This window comes from Corallococcus sp. CA047B (genome assembly GCF_003612065.1).
GTDB lineage: Bacteria > Myxococcota > Myxococcia > Myxococcales > Myxococcaceae > Corallococcus > Corallococcus praedator.
This window is the reverse complement of the sequence record NZ_RAWD01000187.1, coordinates 1-19,333: the sequence shown is the minus strand read 5'-3', so window position 1 is coordinate 19,333 and position 19,333 is coordinate 1. Positions and strand designations below refer to the sequence as shown.

14 protein-coding genes and 1 pseudogene are annotated in these 19,333 nt (G+C 69.5%); 6 read left to right on the top strand and 9 right to left on the bottom strand.

The features are described from left to right. Positions 1-142 precede the first annotated feature (142 nt). The 4 genes from D7X74_RS25975 (at position 143) to D7X74_RS25960 (ending at position 3,703) form a co-directional block, all read left to right on the top strand. Entirely contained in the window at positions 143-1,741 is a 1,599-nt protein-coding gene (locus D7X74_RS25975; protein WP_120535691.1) for an ABC-F family ATP-binding cassette domain-containing protein, read from the top strand. A gap of 227 nt (positions 1,742-1,968) precedes the next feature. After that, the gene (locus tag D7X74_RS25970; protein WP_120535690.1) at positions 1,969-2,598 is read left to right on the top strand and encodes a hypothetical protein; all 630 of its coding nucleotides are present in this window, start codon (positions 1,969-1,971) and stop codon (positions 2,596-2,598) included. Positions 2,599-2,801: 203 nt separating this feature from the next. Beyond that, complete coding sequence (locus D7X74_RS25965) at positions 2,802-3,179, top strand: hypothetical protein (RefSeq protein WP_147446679.1); 378 nt, start codon at positions 2,802-2,804, stop codon at positions 3,177-3,179. 35 nt (positions 3,180-3,214) lie between these two features. Next, on the top strand, positions 3,215-3,703 hold the full coding sequence (locus D7X74_RS25960) for a hypothetical protein (protein ID WP_120535688.1): 489 nt from the start codon (positions 3,215-3,217) through the stop codon (positions 3,701-3,703). A gap of 66 nt (positions 3,704-3,769) precedes the next feature. On the opposite strand, the gene D7X74_RS25955 is transcribed toward D7X74_RS25960, so the two are convergent. The 5 genes from D7X74_RS25955 to rfbB form a co-directional block, all read right to left on the bottom strand. Then, positions 3,770-4,831, bottom strand: a complete 1,062-nt coding sequence (locus D7X74_RS25955) for a YihY/virulence factor BrkB family protein (RefSeq protein WP_120535687.1) — start codon at positions 4,829-4,831, stop codon at positions 3,770-3,772. A 176-nt stretch (positions 4,832-5,007) separates the two neighbouring features. Continuing rightward, positions 5,008-5,553, bottom strand: coding sequence for a dTDP-4-dehydrorhamnose 3,5-epimerase (gene rfbC, locus D7X74_RS25950; RefSeq protein WP_120535686.1), 546 nt, complete (start codon positions 5,551-5,553; stop codon positions 5,008-5,010). Further along, on the bottom strand, positions 5,550-6,431 hold the full coding sequence (rfbA, locus tag D7X74_RS25945; RefSeq protein WP_120535685.1) for a glucose-1-phosphate thymidylyltransferase RfbA: 882 nt from the start codon (positions 6,429-6,431) through the stop codon (positions 5,550-5,552). The genes rfbC and rfbA overlap by 4 nt, the downstream gene beginning before the upstream one ends. Positions 6,432-6,519: 88 nt before the next feature. Continuing rightward, positions 6,520-7,419, bottom strand: coding sequence for an SDR family oxidoreductase (locus D7X74_RS25940; RefSeq protein WP_120535684.1), 900 nt, complete (start codon positions 7,417-7,419; stop codon positions 6,520-6,522). A gap of 3 nt (positions 7,420-7,422) precedes the next feature. Beyond that, positions 7,423-8,448: a dTDP-glucose 4,6-dehydratase gene (rfbB, locus tag D7X74_RS25935; RefSeq protein WP_120535683.1), complete on the bottom strand. Its 1,026-nt coding sequence runs from the start codon at positions 8,446-8,448 to the stop codon at positions 7,423-7,425. Between the two features lie 114 nt (positions 8,449-8,562). Between rfbB and D7X74_RS25930 the strand changes: the two genes are divergently transcribed. Beyond that, positions 8,563-10,200 carry a glycosyltransferase gene (locus D7X74_RS25930; RefSeq protein WP_120535682.1) on the top strand — a complete coding sequence of 546 codons (1,638 nt, stop codon included), beginning with the start codon at positions 8,563-8,565 and terminating at the stop codon, positions 10,198-10,200. Beyond that, complete coding sequence (locus D7X74_RS25925) at positions 10,190-10,636, top strand: hypothetical protein (RefSeq protein WP_120535681.1); 447 nt, start codon at positions 10,190-10,192, stop codon at positions 10,634-10,636. Before D7X74_RS25930 ends, D7X74_RS25925 begins: the two co-directional genes overlap by 11 nt. Positions 10,637-10,726: 90 nt before the next feature. Here D7X74_RS25925 and D7X74_RS25920 read toward each other — a convergent pair whose 3' ends face one another. The 4 genes and pseudogenes from D7X74_RS25920 to D7X74_RS43120 all read right to left on the bottom strand — a co-directional run. After that, positions 10,727-14,326: a class I SAM-dependent methyltransferase gene (locus tag D7X74_RS25920; protein ID WP_120535680.1), complete on the bottom strand. Its 3,600-nt coding sequence runs from the start codon at positions 14,324-14,326 to the stop codon at positions 10,727-10,729. Between the two features lie 225 nt (positions 14,327-14,551). Continuing rightward, positions 14,552-16,789, bottom strand: coding sequence for a glycosyltransferase (locus D7X74_RS25915; RefSeq protein ID WP_120535679.1), 2,238 nt, complete (start codon positions 16,787-16,789; stop codon positions 14,552-14,554). Continuing rightward, on the bottom strand, positions 16,786-18,999 hold the full coding sequence (locus D7X74_RS25910) for a glycosyltransferase (RefSeq protein WP_158622295.1): 2,214 nt from the start codon (positions 18,997-18,999) through the stop codon (positions 16,786-16,788). The genes D7X74_RS25915 and D7X74_RS25910 overlap by 4 nt, the downstream gene beginning before the upstream one ends. Before the next feature lie 7 nt (positions 19,000-19,006). Continuing rightward, positions 19,007-19,333, bottom strand: a pseudogene (locus D7X74_RS43120) (glycosyltransferase family 2 protein); the annotation flags it as partial.

Genomic DNA, 19,333 nt, shown 5'->3' with positions numbered 1-19,333 from the left:
GCCAGGGGGGCCTGGAAACGGGGTGGGAAGCCGGCATTTCCGGGGCGTGCCGGCGGTTACATTGGGTCCTCCGGTACGCCGCCGGGCCCCGATTCACCGCGCGTCTTTGGTGGACGCGCCATTTCCGCTACAAGCCGCCGCCATGTTCAACGTCATCAACGTCTCCAAGGCCTATGGGCCCAAGAAACTTTTCGAGGAGGTCAACGTCGCCTTCTCGCCGGGCCGTCGCTACGGCCTGACCGGTCCGAACGGGGCCGGCAAGTCCACCTTCATGAAGATCCTCGCCGGTGACGAGGAGCAGGACATGGGCGACATCATCCGCCCGCGCAAGCTGGGCATCCTGCGCCAGGACCACTTCCGCTACGAGAACGACCGCGTCCTGGACGTGGTGCTGATGGGCAACCGCCACCTGTGGGCGGCGATGGATGAGAAGAACAAGCTGCTCGCCAAGTCCGACATCACCGAGGAGGACGGCAACCGGCTGGGTGAGCTGGAAGGCGTCATCGCGGAAGAGGACGGCTACTCCGCGGAGAGCGACGCGGCCACGCTCCTGGCGGGCCTTGGCATCGACGAGGCCTTCCACGAAGAGCCCATGCGCCAGCTGACGGGCGGCCTGAAGCTGCGTGTGTTGCTCGCGCAGGCGCTGTTCGGCAAGCCGGACGGGCTGCTGCTCGACGAGCCCACGAACAACCTGGACATCGATTCCATCCGCTGGCTGGAGACCTTCCTCCACCAGTACGAGGGCGTGCTGATCACCATCAGCCACGACCGGCACTTCCTGAACTCCATCTGCACGCACATCGCGGACATCGATTACGAGACCATCATCCAGTACACGGGTGGTTACGACGACATGGTCCGGCAGAAGTCGCAGCTGCGGACCCGGGTGGAGTCGGAGACGGAAGAGAAGAAGAAGAAGATCCTCCAACTGCAGGACTTCGTGGCGCGCTTCCACGCCGGCACGCGCGCCTCGCAGGTGCAGAGCCGCATCAAGCAGATCGACAAGCTGAAGACGGAGGACCTGAAGCGCTCGAACATCGCGCGGCCCTTCATCCGGTTTGATCAGAAGGTGGTCAGCGGCCGGCAGACGCTGATGTTCGAGGGCCTGAAGAAGTCCTACGACGGCGTGCAGGTCATCAAGCCGTTCACCGGGCTGGTCTGCAAGGGCGAGCGCATCTGCGTCATCGGCCGCAACGCCGTGGGCAAGTCCACGCTGGTGAAGATGCTGGCCGGAAAGACGGAGCCGGACGCGGGCACCATCACCTGGGGCCATCAGGCGTCGGTGGGCTACCTGCCGCAGGACCACCACGGGGTCATCTACAAGGGCACGACCTGCTTCGGCTACCTGCGGGAGATCAGCGAGAAGCTGACGAACGAGGAGATCTCCGGCGTGCTGGGCCGGATGCTGTTCTCGGGTGAGGAGCGGATGAAGAACACGGACACGCTCTCAGGTGGTGAGACGGTGCGCGTGCTCCTGTCGAAGCTGATGATCATGCAGGACAACGTGCTCATCCTGGACGAGCCGACGAACCACCTGGACCTGGAGTCCATCGCGGCGCTGGCCGAAGGCCTCCAGAAGTTCGAGGGCACGGTCATCGTCGTCACGCACGACCAGGAGCTCATCTCCGAGGTCGCCACGCGCATCTGGAGCCTGGAGGCGGGCAAGGAAGTGCTCGACTTCAACGGCCCCTACTCCGAGTTCCGCGAGAAGCACGCGGACGCGGCGATGAAGCGCCGGTAGTCCAAATCCAAGCAGGGCCCCATCGCCGCCCGCCTCCGGTAATTCCGGAAGCGAGGCGGCGATTCCATTTGGAGTTGTCCATCCCTCTCACGGGGGATGCCCATGTCACGGGGGTTGATCCTCTTTCAGGACGCGGACGACTTCGAAGAAAAGTTCGTGGTGACCCAGCTCTCCGACACGGCTCGCGCGAAACTGCTGCGCTGGAGTAAATGAGTCCCTGAACCCCCATGAACAAACCCGCTTCCCTCCTCATCGCCCTGACCTGCGCGCTGCTGCTGTCCGCCTGCGGTCCCTCGGAGTGCACCCCGGACAACTGCCGGGACGGGTGCTGCTCCGCGGAGAACGAGTGCATGCGGTACGCCAGCGATGAGGCATGTGGCCCCAGGGGTGGCGGCGCCTGTCTCAGCTGTGCCAGCGGCAGCGTCTGCCACCTGGGCCAGAGGGCGTGCATCGTGGGTGTGATGCGGACGCGGGTGCAGCCCGCCCGGGCCACCATCCTCCCGTACGACCCCTATTCCACGGAGGATGAGGAGTGGGACTTCGATGGCACACCGCCCGACGTCGTCGTTGAAATGCGCTGCCCGTCCGCGTCCGGCGTTTTTCGCACGCCCGAGGATCCGAGCCTGAACCCCCGATGGAACTCCGGCGGCTGCGAGGTCCTCACCTCCAACCTCCTCAAGTTTCCGCTCGAGATTTCGATCTTCGACGTCGACGATTTCGCCTTCGACGACTCCATGGGCACCCTCACCTACCAGGTCACGCCCGAGGACCTTCACTTCGGCCGGATCGAACTTGCCCTTCCAGAGGCCGTACTCGCATTGGACATCGACCTCTCCCATACCTATTCCGCTGAATAGGAACGATGACGTCCCAATACCTCGTCCTCTACGGCATGGATCCTTCCGGCCCACTCAGGCACGAACTCAAATCCTTGATGGGACCGGCCTTCTCACCGGGGCCTCTTCCCTGTGAAGCAGGCCCTTTCACGCCCGAGGAGGCCACCGCAGCGCTGTCCCGCCTGAAAGCGGCGACGGGCTACCTTGGACCTTTCGGCGGCATCATGCGGTTCCAGCCGGCCCTGGAGGCAGTCCTCCCCCTTCCCCACGAGGAGGCCGAGTCCATCGCGCTCAAGGCCGCACAGGAGCAACTTCTCCTTGAGGATCCGAAGCACGCGGACCGGGGCTCGTTCTCCTGGCACTGGGTGGGAAGCTTCGAGCTCACACGGTGCTGGGCCTTTCTCCTGTACGACGGACCCAACATCCCTCCTGGTCTCGCGGTGGTCGTGGATAAACACAGCCACGAGTCCATTGTCTGGCGCTACATCGACGTGGCCATTGCCCTCGAGAAGGCCGGTTTCGACGTGACTCCCGCGCAAGGGCACACCCTCCGGGCGGCGGGCTCGTGGAGACCGCCCTCCAGGCAGCCCTACGAAGACTGAGTAACCGTCCCAGTGCCACAGGCGTAACGCAGGGAATGCACCCGCGCCCCCTGCTGCTGTCCCTCCTGCTGCTCGCCAGCGCCTGTGGCCCCTCCTCGTCCGTGGATGAGGGTCTGGGCGTCGTCCAGGAACTCGATACCTCCGAACAGGGCATCACCGACTTCGTGCGCTCCGGCCGCTACAAGTCGTGGCTCGCCGAGCCCACCGTCCACGAAACGCGCGCGCCCCACGGCAGCAAGGTCCGCGTCTTCTTCAACGACCGCGTCGTGGGCTCGCTGCGCGACGGCAATGCCACACACCCCGTGGGCAGCATCCTCGTCAAGGAGCTGTTCGAGAAGGACGGGAAGACCCTCCGGGGCCACGCGCTGGACGTGAAGGTCGCCGACGGCGCCGGCAAGGACACCTGGATCTTCTACGAGGGCTTCGGCCCGAACTACGACAGCAACTACTACGGCCGCGGCCACGACACCTGCCACGGCTGCCATTCGGACGGGAAGGACTACGTCACCACGCCCCTGCCCTGAAACGACCACGGGCGGCCTTCCCCAAGGAAGACCGCCCGCCATCGTCAGGCCCCGTGCCCGTGCCGGCTACCGCGCAGGAGACTTGCGGCGCATCAGGAACACCCCCAGGCCCACGCCCGCGGCCACCTTCGCCGCTGCGGCCAGCGGCGTCTTGCTCAGCGGCACGGGCTGCGTTGTGTACGGCGGCACCGGCGGCTTGGGACGGAAGTCCGTGGCTCCAGGCAGGTCCGCGCCCTGCTCCTCCGCCTCCGTCTTCGTCACGTTCGGGCCGGCCGCATCCGGATCGCGCTGACCCGGCGACTTACCGTCCGGCGACTTGTGCTCCAGGATGCCGTTGATCTCCGCGCCCAGCAGGATGACCTGGCAGGAGATCCACATCCACAGCAAGAGCACGATGACACCGCCGATGGCGCCGTAGTTCACGTCGTACGAGCCGAAGTTCGCCACGTACATGGAGAACGCCCACGACGCGGCCACCCAGATGAGCACACCCACCACCGAGCCCGGCGTGATGAACTTGAACTTCTGCTTCACGTCCGGCAGCGCGTAGTACAGGTACGCCCACAGGCACATCATCAGGAGCCCCGCCACCGGCAGGCGCAGCCACATGATGACGGTGCTCAGCGGCTCACCCAGCTTGTTCGCCACCGCCGGCGTGACGACCGCGACGAGGGCCGCCAGCACCGCCGTCACCGCCGTGCCCAGCGTCGTCAGGAGCGCGATGCCGCGCTTCTTCCAGAACGGGCGCTTCTCCTCCACGCCGTAGACGGTGTTGAGCGCCTCCATCAGCGCCACGATGCCGCCCGACGCCGCCCAGATGGCGCCCACGCCACCAATGGTCAACAGCCCCACCGGGTTGCTGTTCGCCAGCGCCTCCAGCCGCTCACCCAGGATCTTCGTCACCTCCTGCGGCGCCACGCGCGACAGCTCCTGGACGAGCTGCTGCGCCTGATGCGGATCAATCAACACGCCCGCGAGCGACACGAGGAACAGCAGGAACGGGAACAGCGCGAGGATGCCCTGGAACGTCAGCGCCCCCGCCACGTTGCCCACGTTGTCCCGCCCCCACTCGGCCTTGAGGGACTTGAAGAACTCCTTCCAGCTCATTCCCTTGCCGGGCAAAACCATGCTGCCTCCTCCGAGGTGTGGCCACGACTGCTCGGAGGAGATTGGGCATTCCATCCCCTGACTGGCGTCCTCCTCGCGGAAGTCGCCCGCCTCCCTGCCTGCTGCCCGCGCAGGGAGACCGGAATGGCAAGCCCCCACTTCGCGTCCGCCCGCCTGCTCCAGACGTCGGACAACCGTCAGAAAACGGGCAGGACCGGGGCGTCCTTCAGCCGGGGCGCCTGCTGATCCTTGCCGGACAGCAGCGGCGCGCTCACCGGCCAGGGGATGGCCAGGTCGGGATCATTCCAGTGCACGCTCCGCTCGGTCTCCGGCGAGTACAGCGCGGTGCACTTGTAGAAGAAGTCCGCGGAGTCGCTGAGCACGCAGAAGCCGTGCGCGAAGCCCGGAGGCACCCAGAGCTGGCGCTTGTTCTCGAACGACAGCTCCGCGGCCACCCAGCGGCCGAACGTGGGCGAGCCGCGCCGCACGTCCACCGCCACGTCCCACACCGCGCCGGACAGGCACTGCACCAGCTTGCCCTGCGCGTTCGGCTCCTGGAAGTGCAGCCCCCGCAGGGTGCCCTTCACGGAGCGCGACAGGTTGTCCTGCACGAAGGGGCCGGTGATGCCGGCGTCCGCGTAGCGCTTCGCGTGGTACGACTCGAGGAAGAAGCCCCGGTCGTCGCCGAACACCTTCGGCTCCACCAGGAGGACTTCGGGAAGCTCCAGGGGGGTGACCTTCACGACACCGCTCCCCGGTTCTCGATGAGATCCAACAGGTACTGGCCGTACTCGTTCTTGCGCATGGGCGCCGCCAGCGCCGCCAACTGCTTGTCGTCGATGTAGCCCATGCGGAAGGCGATCTCCTCCGGGCACGCGACCTTGAGGCCCTGACGGCGCTCGATGATCTCGATGTAGTTGGACGCCTGCATCAGCGACTCGTGCGTGCCGGTGTCCAGCCACGCGTAGCCCCGGCCCATCAGCTCCACGTTGAGCTGCCCGCGCCGCAGGTACTCGGCGTTCACGTCGGTGATTTCATACTCGCCGCGCTTGCCAGGCTTGAGGTTGGCGGCGATGTCCACCACCTGGTTGTCGTAGAAGTACAACCCGGTGACGGCGTAGTGCGACTTCGGCTTCGCCGGCTTCTCCTCGATGCTCACCGCCTGGTGCTGCGCGTTGAGCTCCACCACGCCATAGCGCTCCGGATCCTTCACGTAGTAGCCGAACACCGTCGCGCCATGCGTGCGACGCGAGGCGCGCTGCGTGAGTTCGCCCATGCCGTGGCCGTAGAAGATGTTGTCGCCCAGGATGAGGGACACCGGGTCCTTGCCCACGAAGTCGCGGCCGATGACGAAGGCCTGCGCCAGCCCCTCCGGCTTCGGCTGCTCGGCGTACTGGAAGCGCACGCCCCACTGCTCGCCGTCCCCCAAGAGCTCGCGAAAGCGCGGCAGGTCCTGCGGCGTGGAGATGATGAGGATCTCCCGGATGCCCGCCAGCATCAGCGTCGTCACCGGGTAGTAGATCATCGGCTTGTCGTAGACGGGCAACAGCTGCTTGCTCACCACGCGCGTCAGCGGATACAGGCGCGTGCCCGAGCCGCCGGCGAGAACGATTCCCTTCATGGATGCTCCTTGCGTTCCACGCACCCGGCCCGGGATTCCGGCGGATCGCGTGGAGGGATGCGCGCGGCCGGCCGCCACGCGCGGATGATCAAACGGGACGGTTCGCCTTCCACGCCGCGTGGAAGCGCGCCAGCGACTCGGCCAGCGCCAACGGCTTTGCTTCCAGTTGGTCGCGCACCTTGTCCGTCGTCAGGCCACTGCGCAGCGGCCGGGGGCTCGCGAGCTTCAGGTCCGCCATCCGCGTGGGCGTGATGAGCGACGCGTCGAAGCCGAACACCTCGCACAGCGCCCGGCCAAACCCCACCCGGTCGATGACGGTGCCACCGCAGGTGTTCCACACCCCGCCCAGCCGCCGCACGCCCAGCTCCGCCAGCATCGCGGCCACGCTGTCCGCGAAGCTCGGGGACACCACCTGGTCCTCGAAGAGCTTCACCGGCTGCCCCTTCTCCAGCGCGCCCACCAGCCAGGCGCCGAAGTTGGGACGGCCCGCCGCCGGCCAGCCGTACACCACCGCCGTGCGCGCGATGGCGCAGCCCGGGACGAAGGTGCGCGCCGCCTGCTCCGCCATGTGCTTGGTGAGCGCGTACACGCCCTTCGGGTTGGGCAGCGCGTCCTCCGCGTACGGGCCCGCGTCCCCGTCGAACACGTAGTCCGTGGACACGTGCACCAGGTGCGCGCCCACCGCCCGGGCGCCCCGGGCCACCGCCGCCGTGGCGGTGACGTTCGCCGCGAAGGCGGCCTCGGGGTCCTTCTCGCACGCGTCCACTTCCGTCATGGAGGCAGGGTGGATGATCACCTCGGGCGCGCTCGCGGAGAGCGCCTGGGCCACGTCCGCCTCACGCGTGAGGTCCACCTCCACGTAGCGGTGCGTCCCGCCGGTGCGCCGGGGGCCGCGGCCCAGGCCCACCACGTCGTGTCCCTGCTGGGTCAGCAGCGCGCAGACGCGGCTGCCCACCAGGCCGTTGGCCCCCGTGACGAGCAAGCGCATGGCCTAGCCCTTCCCCTGGAGGCGGGCCTTGTACTGGGTGTCGAAGTACTGGCGGTAGGCGCCGCTCGTCACCCGCTCCCACCAGGCGCGGTTCTCCACGTACCACTTCACCGTGTCCGCCAGCCCCTGCTCGAAGGTCTGCTGCGCCTTCCAGCCCAGCTCCGTGCGGATCTTCGTCGGGTCGATGGCGTAGCGCCGGTCATGCCCGGGCCGGTCCGCCACGTACTGGATGAGGGACTCGGGCTTGCCCAGCAGGCCCAGGATGCCCTTGACGATCTCGATGTTGCGACGCTCGGAGCCACCGCCGATGTTGTAGACCTCGCCGGCCCGGCCCTTCTCCAGCGCCACCAGCAGGCCCTGGCAGTGGTCCTCCACGTGGAGCCAGTCGCGCACGTTGGCGCCGTCGCCATAGACGGGCAGCGGCTTGTCGTGGAGCGCGTTGACCACCATCAGCGGGATGAGCTTCTCCGGGAACTGGTAGCGGCCGTAGTTGTTCGAGCAGCGCGTCACCACCACGTCCATCTTGAACGTGTGGTGGTACGCCAGCGCGACCAGGTCGGAGCTCGTCTTCGACGCCGAGTACGGGCTGGACGGCTGCAGGGGCGAGCTTTCGGTGAACGCGCCCGTGGGCCCCAGCGAGCCGTACACCTCGTCGGTGGACACCATCAGGAAGCGCTTCACGCCCCGCGCCCGGCTGGCCTCCAGCAACTGCTGGGTCCCCAGGACGTTGGTGGTGACGAAGATCTCCGGCCCCAGGATGGAGCGGTCCACGTGGCTCTCCGCCGCCAGGTGCATCACCGCGTGGATGGAATGTTGCACCATCAGGTGCTCCACCAGCTCACGGTTGCCGATGTCGCCGCGGACGAAGACGTGCTTCGGGTCTCCCTCCAGGTCGGCGAGCGTCTCGAGGTTGCCCGCGTAGGTGAGCTTGTCGAGGTTGACGATCTTCCAGTCAGGCCGTTCGCGACGCAGGTACTTCACCAGATTGGAGCCGATGAAGCCGCAGCCCCCTGTCACCAGGACGTTCATTGACAAGCCACCACTCGGACGCAGGAGAAAGCGCCCTCCGTATCGGAGGCAGGGGAGCCCCGTCAAGGCAAGGCCGCGCCCACTTGTCCCCGGTGCGTGCCGGTTGTAAACGCCATGGCCAACGTGAGCCTCTGGAACAGCAAGCGAGGGACCGCCTCCCGGAGTGTCGGGAGGGTCCACCAGCTGGTGTCGCACCTGGCCTGGGGCGACGCCGTGGGCAATCAGGTGCGCTACCTGCGGGACCTGCTGCGCGGCTGGGGCTTCGACTCGGAAATCTACGCGAATGAGTGGGACGAGGCCTGCCGCGACCAGGTGCGGCCCGCCCGGGACTATCCGCGCGATGCCAGCTCCGACAGCGCGCTGCTCATCCACCACAGCTTCGAGTCGCGCCTCGTCCCCCTGGTCGCCAAGGCGCGGGGGCGCAAGGCGCTGCTGTACCACAACGTCACGCCCACCCGGTTCTTCGAGGGCGTGGACCGCCACGTGGCGCAAGGCTGCACGGCGGCGCGCGAGGAGCTGCGGGCGCTGCGCGACCACGTGTCGCACGCCTGGGCCTACTCGCACTTCAGCGCGGAGGAGCTGGCCGCCGCGGGCTACCGCGACGCCTCCGTGCTGCCCTTCGCGGTGGACTGGAACGCATTCGACGTGCCGCCGGACCCGGCGCTCCGGGCGCAGGTGGAGGATGGGTGCGCGAACATCCTCTTCGTGGGCCGCACCGTGCCCAGCAAGCGCCTGGAGGACGTGCTGCGCGTCTTCACCGCCTACCAGCGCCTGTACCAACCGCGCAGCCGGCTGCTGGTGGCGGGGACGCTGTCCAACAGCACGCCCTATGACGCGTCGGTGATCGCCCTGCGCGAGCAGCTGGGCCCCGAGCGCGTCGTCTTCCTGGGACGCGTGGACGCATCCCAGCTGTCCGCGTGCTTCGCCTCCGCGACCGCCTACCTCTCCATGAGCCGCCACGAGGGCTTCGGCGTGCCCCTGCTGGAGGCCATGTACCGGGGGGTGCCGGTGGTGGCGTACGGCGCCGCGGCGGTGCCGGAAACGATGGGCGGCGCGGGCCTCACCACCCTGTCGGACGACCCCGTGGAGGTGGCCGGGCTGCTCGCGGTGCTGGAGCGCGACGCGGCCCTGCGCGCGCAGGTGGTGGCCGCCCAGCGCGACCGGCTGGCCCCGCTGGACCAGCAGACGGTCGCCCGGCGGGTGCACGAGGCCCTGACCCCCTTCCTGGAGGGCCGCTCTCCGGTGCAAGCGAAGCCCGGGCCGGATGCCGCCACGGTGGTGTGCCCGGGCTTCGACACGGCGCCGGACGCGCCCATGTCCCGCCTGGCGCGCGCGGTGGTGGACCGGATGCCCGGCGCGAGGCTCTGGACGGTGCGGCGCGGGGTGATGCCGCTGCAACTGGCGCCGCGTGAGGAGCGACGTGAAGGCACGCCGGTGTGGCACTTCACCCCGGATGAACCAACCTCCCCCGCGAGCTCGGATGCGCCCGCGTCCTCTTCCCTGGAGACGGGCGTGCGCTGCGCCACCGGCCCCGTGCTGTTCGCGGGCGCGGAGGAAGTGGCCCGGCGGACGGCGGCCCAGGTCCAGGCCCACGCCTGGGGCGTCTGGGAGGCCCGCCGCGCGCCGGACGCGGGGGTGCGGCGGTTGCTGGGACCGCGCCTGAAGGAGCTGAAGCCCGACACGGACGTGGACGCGCTCGCGAGGGACCTGGCCCGGGAGCTGGACGCAGGAGGACGCACGCATGCGCGCTGAAGACCTCATCAGCACCCACCCCACCGCGGAGGCGGTGGCCGAAGCCCTGCGCCGGCTGCCGCGCCCCGAGCCGGAGAAGGTGGACGCGCTGCGCAGCAGGTTCACCGCCACCCTGGCGCCGGCCTCCAGCGCTGCCTGGCCGCACTTCCTGGAGGGTGCGCGGCGCAAGCGCGACAGTCGTTACGCCGACGCGCCCACCTCCCACCGGCCCGTGGTGGGGCCCGCGCTCGTGATGGCCAAGCGCGCCTTCCGGCTCGCGTTCCAGCCCTTCATCAACGAAGCGCTGCGGCGGCAGGTGGAGTTCAACGAGTCCATCCTGGACGCGCTCGCGCTCATCTACGAGCACCAGCGGACCCAGGCGCGCACGCAGGCCCTGTGGCGCCAGGAGGTGGACAAGCAGTTGGAGCAGCTGGCCGCCGAGCGCAAGAAGCCCTGAGCGACGCGGGCCCGGTACACGGACTCGAAGGCTTGCCTGGACCTTTTTCCCTCCCGTGTATGAGCTTGGGAGGGAAGCCGGAGTCGTGGCCTAGCTGGCGGACCGCTTCAGGACGGGAGCCTGGGCGATTCCGGAGAGCAGGTCCCGCAGCTCCGTGGCCTGCGTCTCGTAGCCTCGCACCTGGGCGCGCTGCGGATTGCGGTGGTGGGCAAGCCGCTCCGGATGCGTCAGCAGCTCGCGGAGCGCCCGCCGGAAGCCTTCCCGGTCGCCAATCTCCACGATGTTGCCATTGACGCCTTCGACGACGTCCTCGACCACGCCACCCGAAGCCGTGACGAGCACCCACACGTCCCGGGCCAGGGCCTCCCGCACCGCCAGACCGAAGCTCTCCTTCCACTGCGAGGGCATGAGCAGCACGTCGACGCCTTCGAAGAAGGCATCCAGCCCGTCCTGATCATAGGGCGGGACGACCTCCACGCGGCCGGGCACCTTCCACTCCTTCGCGTCGATGGAGGCGGAGCCCATGCGCAACTGGATGTCGGTCATCTTCAGCACGTACTGGTCCTCGGGCATCGATTCGAGGATGTCCTTGAGCCAGAAGTAGCCCTTGTGCACCGCGCGGCCGCCCAGGTACGCGAAGCGCACGGGGGTCTTCTCCGGCCGGGGGGCGCGCTCGCGCGACGGCAGGATGACGCCGTTCTTGTTGACCTTGATGCGGTCCGGGGCGATGCCATTGGCGATGTAGAGCTGGCGCTGGAACTCGCTGGGCGTGAGCAGCAGGGCCGCGCCATCCAGCACCTTGCGCAGCGCGAAGGTGCGCTTGAAGGTGAAGCGCGAGTCCGGCACGCACTTGGAGCAGACGCGCAGGTCGATGCTCTTCTGGTTGCAGTAGGTGGAGTCCTCGCGAACCATGAACTGCCGTTCGCACAGCCACCACGCGTCGTGCAGGGTGATGGTGTAGGGGATGCCCTCCTGCCGGCACGCCGTCGCGAGCGAGGCGCTCAGCATCTGGATGGAGTGGAAGTGCACCACGTCCGGGCGCACGGCCTTGAGCACCTGGGTGAACAGCTCCCCCATGCGGGGGTTCTCGTAGTCCAGCGCACGGTCGCCACCGTGCGGCACCTGCGCGGCGATGACGGGCAGGCCCCCGGTCTCGTAGCGCACCACCGAGTACGCCGACAGCGGCGACTCCAGGATGCCGGTGAAGACGGTGACGTCACAGCCGTTGTCATGGAGCCGGTGCGCCAGCTGCTCCGCGACGATGGTGGCCCCGCCGAAGCTCAGCGGCGCGAAGAGGATGTTCGCCTCCAGCACCTTGAGGCGCGGGGGCGAGGGCGGAGGCAGGTGCTTGAGCACCGGCTGGAGCCGCTCGGTGGCCACCACGGCGGGATGGTAGCGGCCCATCACGCTGCGGTACGCCGCCTCGCCCATCCGCTGGCGCAGGCCCGCGTCCTCCACCAGCCGCGACAGCGCGCGCTCCCACTCCGCGCTCGTCGTGGCGATGAAGCCGTTGCTGTCGTTCTCGACGATCTCCCGGAACGGCCCCGCGCCCGAGCACACCGTGGGCACGCGGAACACCGACGCCTCGATGTACTTGATGTTGCTCTTGGCGTCGTTGAAGAGGGTCTTCTCCAGGGGCGCGATGCTGATCTGCCAGGAGGCCAGGGCGCGCAGGTAGTCGTCCGCCTCCAGGAAGGGAATGCGGAAGACGCGGTCGGAGAAGCGCTCGAAGCCCTCCGGCAGCTCCAGGAAGCCGTGGATGGCCAGGCGCACGTTCGGGTAGCGCTCCATCACGGACTGGATGGCGTCCGACGCGACGGCGAAGTCGGCGTCGTGCGTCCGGGTCCCGCTGCCATAGCCGATGGTGACCATGCCCGCGTCCACCGTCGGCGGGCGCTGCTCCATCTCCTCGGACAGCGCCAGGATGCCTTCGTCCAGGCAGTTCTCGACGACGTAGACGTCGCCGGTGACGACCTTGCGCATGGCCTCCGCGATGGTCGGCGTGCTCGCGATGGCGTGCTCGCACATGCCGAGCGCCTTGCGATAGAGCTTCGCGCCGTCCAGCAGCAGGTCGCGCTCCTTCTTGGGAAGGCCCTGCACGTTGCTGTTCCGGCGGTACTCCTCCACGTCGAAGATGAGGTCATCGACTTCGAAGAAGTGGGGCAACCCCAGACGCTTCACCTCTTCGAGCGTCTCCACGACGTCGGGGAACGCCGGCACCCGGTAGAAAATGACCAGGCCATGGAACTGGAGCGCCGTCTTGCATTCGGCGTGGTCGTTCCAGCGCAGCACGGTGACCTCGTTGCCCAGCCGGCGGAACATCTCCACCTTCTGGTCCACGCGGTAGCGCTTGCACTGGGGGAGCGACAGCTCCGCGATGATGAGGATGCGCCGCCCGATGCTGGACCGGGAGTCCTTCGTCAGCGGCACCGTCCACGGCTGGGGGCGCGCTGCCCGGGCGATGGCCACGGCGGTGCTCCCGGCGGGGCTGGGCGCGAGCTGCTCCGCCCTGGGCAACCGCGCCAGCTTCGCGCCGACCTTGTGGAGCGTCTGCTTGCCGCGCTGGTAGACCTTCCCGCGAAGCGTGCCGGGGGGCAGGACGCGCTCGCGCGCCGCCCAGTAGCGGTTCACGAGCTTCCACCCGAGGCTGCCGTTGATGTGCGCCAGCTGCGAGCGCTGCTGGGACGCCAGGGCATCCAGTTCGGAGACGCGGTGCGCCTTCTGGTCCAGCTCCACCTGGAGCACGCGCTGGGCCTTCTCCAGCTTGTCGAGTTCCGCGGAGCGGGCGCTCAGGGCGATGGCATCCGCGCGGGCCCGGAGCCGGGCGGCCTCCACGTCGGCCTGGAGCTGCTCGGCGCGGCGGGTGGTGGCGGCGATGCGCTGGGAGAGTTCATCGCGCGTCTGGGTGAGCTGGTCGCGCGTCTGGGTGAGCTGGTCGCGCTCCTGGCTCAGCCGGTCCCGCTCCGCGATCAGCTGCTGGGTCTGAAGCTGGAGCGACAGCCGGGAGCCCAGCGCGAAGAAGGCGGCCTTGAGCCGGGCGGCCTCCTCGCCGCGCGCCTCCACCAGGGCGCGCACGCCCTCGGGTTGATCCGGGCCCACGGCCAGGACGCCCAGGCCGTGACCGTGGTCGAACTCGAAGGAGGGATGGCGCCCCCGCAGCTCTTCCCACAAGCGCCAGACGCCGAAGTTGCGCTCCCGGACGTTGGTGTCGTGAAACAGGATGACACCCGAGCGGCTCATCTTGGGCAGCCACTGCTCGAAGTCCGCCCGCACCTGCTCGTACGTGTGGCAGCCGTCGATGTGGAGCAGGTCGATGGAGCCGTCCGCGAAGGCGCCCGCCGCCTCGGAGAAGGTCATCGCGTTGAGACGGGAGAAGCCGCCGTACAGCGGATCATGATGCGCGCGCAGGTCGGCGAGCACGTCCGGCCCATAGAAGCCCGCTTGCGCATCCCCCTTCCACGTATCCACCGCGTGGCACTTCGTCTCCAGCTTCAGCGTGTCCACGGCCTGGCAGAACGCGCAATAGGACACGCCCGAGTGCGTCCCCAGCTCCACGAACGTCCGGGGACGCGCGAGGTCGATGATGAACATCGCGAACGGGACGTGTTCAACCCACGCGGAGGAGGCCAGAAGCCGCTTCGGCACCGTCAAGCTGAGGGGATGGTCCAGGGGATTGAGCAGTGGGTGCATGGTGTTCTTGGCGTCAGGAAGGCCTGGCCCCGATACACGGGGCACGCCCCCCTCTCCAGGCGTTGGCGCGGTGGCGGGGCTTCGAACAGGCGCCCGCCCGATGATGGACGTCCCTCCATGTCATCTGCCCTGGAGAGCGTCAAGGCCGGGAGGCCGCCTCCTCTCCAGGGGGGGAGACAGCCCCTCCGTCCCCGTCCCCGTCCTGCCGTTTGGACTTTCCGCCCGTCAGCGCGGCGGGCGGGGAGGCCACGCGAAGCGCAGCATCTCCGTGCCCAGTGCGTGATTGGGGCTGTGAAACACATCGCTGTCGAGGGTGTCCTTCCACCGAGCCTTGAATGCGGCGGCGGCAGCGGACGGGACCACCTCCGGCTCCCTCGCGGGCGGCTGTCGCATCAGCTCGGCGTGGGGCGTCCAGACCGTCCACAAGCCCCGGGCCGCCAGCCTCAGGCACAGGTCCACGTCGCGCCAGGCACCGGGCAGGTGTCCGGCGTCGAAGCCGCCCACGGCCTCGAAGCTGCTCCGGCGCACGGCGAGACACGCCGCGCTTACCGCGGACACCCGCTGCTGCACCGCCGCGCGGCCCACGTGTCCGGTGCCGTCGCGAGGCAGGCCCCGGTACGGACAGCCCGCGACCCCGTCCGCGCCCATGCCCAACACGAAGCCCGCGTGTTCGACGCGGCCGTCCAGCGCGAGCAGCTTCGCCCCCACCGCGCCCACCTCCGGCCGCAGCGCCTGCGACACCAGCTCCGCGAGCCAGTCCTCGCTGTCCGGAGACAGGTCCGCGTCGAGGAAGAGCAGCACGTCACCCGTGGCGTCGCGCGCGGCTTCGTTCGCGGAAGCGGAGGCCTGCTCTTGAGCATCCGAGGCCACGCGCCAGTCCACGTCCCACCCTTGCGCCGAGGCACGCCATCCGTGGAGACGGGCCGTGGCCGCTTCGTGGGTCCGGGCCTGGAGGATGGCGGTCACCCGGGGCCGGGGCGTGGGCAACGGATGGCGGACGCGTTGGAGTGAGGCATTGGCCCCCGGCTCGATGCGCGCACCGGGCTCCGTGCGGTCCAGGTGCTCCTGGAGCGCCTTGCGCGCGGCGATGCTGGCGTAGTCCTTCTCCCCCGCGTGCAGCGCCGTGGAGCCGGGGATGGCGCGCCAGTGGTAGAGCACGCGCGGGACGTGATGGATGCGTTCGGGCGTGGTGCGCTCCATCACGCGCAGGGCCAGGTCGTGGTCCTGACTGCCTTCGAAGCCGACGCGGAAGCCGCCCACCTCGCGCACGCGCTCCGTGCGGTAGACGCCCAGGTGGCTGATGAGGTTCTGGGTGCGGAACAGGTCCAGGTTGAACGCGGGCTTGAGGTACGGATCAAACCGGCGTCCCCGCGGATCGATCTTGTCCTCGTCGCTGTAGACGATGTCCGCGTCGGGGTGCGCGTTGAGGGCTTCCGCCACGCGGAGCAGTGCGTCCTCCGGGAGTTCGTCGTCGTGGTCGAAGAGCGCGACGAACTCGCCCTGGGCCAGCGCCAGCGCGGAGTTGGAGGCCGCGGAGATGTGACCGTTGGTGGGCCGGACGACGAAGCGGATGCGGGCATCGCGCTGGGCGTAGTCCTCCAGCACGGCGCGCACGTGGGGCTGGCGGGAGGCGTCGTCCGCGATGCACAGCTCCCAGTGGGGATAGAGCTGCGCGCGCACGGAGTCGATGGCCCGCCGGAGCCAGACCTCCGGCGTGTTGTAGGTGGGCATCACCACGGACACCCGGGGCTTCCAGGGCAGGGCCTCCGCCGTGCGGCGCAGGGACTCGCGGTCCGCGTCGGTGAGCGTGTCGTACTGCGCCACCCAGTCGTCGTAGCTTTCGAGCGACAGCCTGCCCTGGGACTTCTGGCCCAGCACCCCGTCCACGCCCTGGAGTCCCCCGGTGCGCAGGGCGCCCAGGTAGCGACGGGCCACCTGGGGAATGCGCTGGGGCTCCCGTACGAGTCGCAGGGCCAGGGGCAGGGTCGTGCGCAGCGCGGCCTCCGTCCGGCCCACGCGCACGGCGCGGACGTCGGTGAGGCGGAAGCGCGTGGCGTGGCTGACCGGGCCCAGGCGCAGCGCGTGCACGGCGTCTGGAAGTCGCACGAGGGCGCGAGCACGACCGTGGGCATCCAACGGCAGCCGGATGCTCTGTTCGGCCCCCGCGACGCCCGTGTCCACGACGAGCACGGGCGAGGCGGCGCCGGGGGCTTCGGTGCGGAGCTGGAAGGAGAGCTGTGTCCAGCCCGTGGGCAGCGGTTGCCTGTCGGCCGTGAGGGCCACGAGGGCCCCGGCGCCGTCGGCGTTCCACTCGAAGGGGCCTCCGCTGTCGGCGTTCACTCCCGTGACGGGTTCAGGTGTCAGGTGGACGGTGGGCCGCGTCACGCCCATGCGCACTTCGTGAGCCGCATCCCGCGTCAGGCGGGCCAGCTTCCGGCGCCGGCCTTCAGGCACTTCGCTCATCGGTCTGTTCCTTCCGCATCCGAGGGTTCAAGGCACGGATGGCCAAAGGGATCACCTCTGGGGGTGCGCGGGTGACGCGTCCACGCCTCGCGCAGGCGGAGGGCATCCCGCGCGTCGTCGCCATCGCTCCGTGCATGGGTCCTCACGAGCCGGGCGTGGGGGGTGTACAGCACGCGAAGGCCCCGCGCGCCCACGCGCAGGCACAGCTCCGCGCCCCGGGCATCGTCCGACGTGAAGGACTCGCCCCATCCGCCCAGGGACTCCAGCACGTCGCGACGGATCATCGCGCAGGCGCTGGAGACGGCCAGCAGATCTCGGGGCCAGTGCGAGCCGCCGAAGTCCCGGAGCGACGGATCCGGCAGCCCCGCGAAGGGCCGCAGCAGCCGACCTTCCGAGCCGAAGCACAGGCCCGCGTGCAGCACGTGCCCTTCAGGGGAGAGGATCCGCGCGCCCACCACGCCCACGTCGGGACGCAGGGCCTGTGAGGACAGCTCGGCAAGCCAGCCCGGTTCGGTCGGCAGCGTGCCGGCGTCCAGGCTCAGCACGAGGTCCCCACTCGATGCGCGCAGGAGTCGGTTCGCCACGGCCCCGGGCGTCAGGGTTCTCTCCACGCGAACGCGCACGACCTTCGCGGGGGACGCGACCGACGCCGCGGCCCCCGGCTCGCGCCCCCCGAAGACGGGCACGAGCACTTCCACCTCCAAGCCGTCCGTCAGGGCGAGCAGCGATTCGAGTCCTGCCTCGGTGCTCTCACCTGACAACAACACCGACACACGGGGGCGATGGGCGATCGAGCGGCGGATCCGGTACAGCCCCGGCGCGGAAGTCTCGACCGTCGCCGCCTCCCCCGCGCGCTCCAGGTGCGCAGTCACTGCGCGGCGACCTGCCTCGGACGCGGCGGGCTTGGCGCTCGCATCCGTGGCGGTGGAGCCCGGCAACGTGCGCCAGTGGTAGAGCACCTTGGGAATGTGGGCGAAGCGCCGCGTGCGCTCCATCAGCCGCAGAAGCAACTCATGGTCTTGCGCGCCCTCGAAGCCGGGCCGGATGCCGCCGACCTCGCGGAGCAGCGACGTGCGCACCACCAGGAAGTGACACACGTAGTTCACCGCGCGCAGCAGCTCCGGGGACAACTCCGGCTTCAGGTAGGGCGCGAAGCGCTGTCCCCCCGCATCCACCTTGTCCTCGTCCGAGTAGAGGACCTCCGTGTCGGGAGCGGACGCAAGATGCAGCGCCACCTCCGCCAGCGCATGCGGGGCCAGCAGGTCGTCATGGTCGAGGAAACCGACGAACTCTCCCCTGGCCATGGCCAGCGCGGCATTCGTCGCGCGAGCGATGCCCTGGTTCTCCGGCAGCCGTTCGAAACGGATGCGCGCATCCCCGGCCGCGAGCCGTCGCAGCGTCGCGGCGACCCCCGCGCCACGCGAACCATCGTCCACGATGCACAGCTCCCAGTGCGGATACACCTGCGCCGTCACGGAAGCGATGCACGCCTGGAGCACCTCGACCGGCGTCTCCCACGCCGGGGTGACGAGGCTGATGAGGGGACGCCGCGTCAGCCCTTCGAGCGCGGTGGTCGCGGCCCTGACGTCGCGCGCCTCCTGCTCGCGGGCAGCCCGCGCGTAGGCCTCCGGCTCGGGCATCACCAGGACCGGCCGGGCCGCGCCGAGCATGTGTCGCAGGGTCCGGACACAGGCATGGTTGAAGCCAATCTGCCGCCGCCACACCTCGCGCCACAACGGAAGCCCCACGGTCCCCGGAGGCTGGGACGCCAGCACGTCACAGCGCGCTTCCAGCGCATCCAGGGGCCCGCGCACACCGTCGGTCCGCAGGGGCCAGTCCTGCCCGGACAGCAACGCCACGAGGGCCCCGTTCCAGGACTGTTGTTCGCGCAGGCCCGGCGCCGCGGGCAGCCACGCGGCCTTCACGCCCAGCGGCAGGGGATCCGCGAGCGGAGCAAGCTCCCTCCGCGCACGCTCCGGCAGCGTCCGCTCCGGCTGCCGCAGCAGCGAGGCCAACAGGGCGTTGAAGTGGACCTGACGCGAGAGCAACAGCCGCTGCACGGGCCCGAGTCCCACCGTGCCCAGGCGCTTGGCGGTGGTGATGGCCGAGCCCCAACGCGCCCGGTGCGACGGAGGCACGTCGAAGCCGAGCACCTGCGTGAAGGCCTCGAGCGGCGGCGGAAGCCCCCCACTGTGGGTGGAGTGGTTCATGGCCGGCTCAGGGAGTGCGGTCGAGCTTGAGCCGGTCCGCCAGCGCCCGCAGCGTGTCGTGGATCCAGGGGATGGAATGAAGGCGCGCATTCACCCCATCCACGAGCCGGTGGCGGAACTCACGCGCCAGCAGGGCCTCTTCACGGGTCTGCACGACCGCAGCGGTCCAGGCACTCACCCGGCGCAGCAGCCAGGGGTCCGACGAGGCGGAAGCCGCACCGCCCCCCGGCGCCATGCAGGGCCCGCGCACTTCACACGAGGCGATGCCGCCGAGGAACACCGGCACGAAGAGCGCGCCCAGCCGCACGGGCAGGTCCCCGATTCCCCCCTGCCC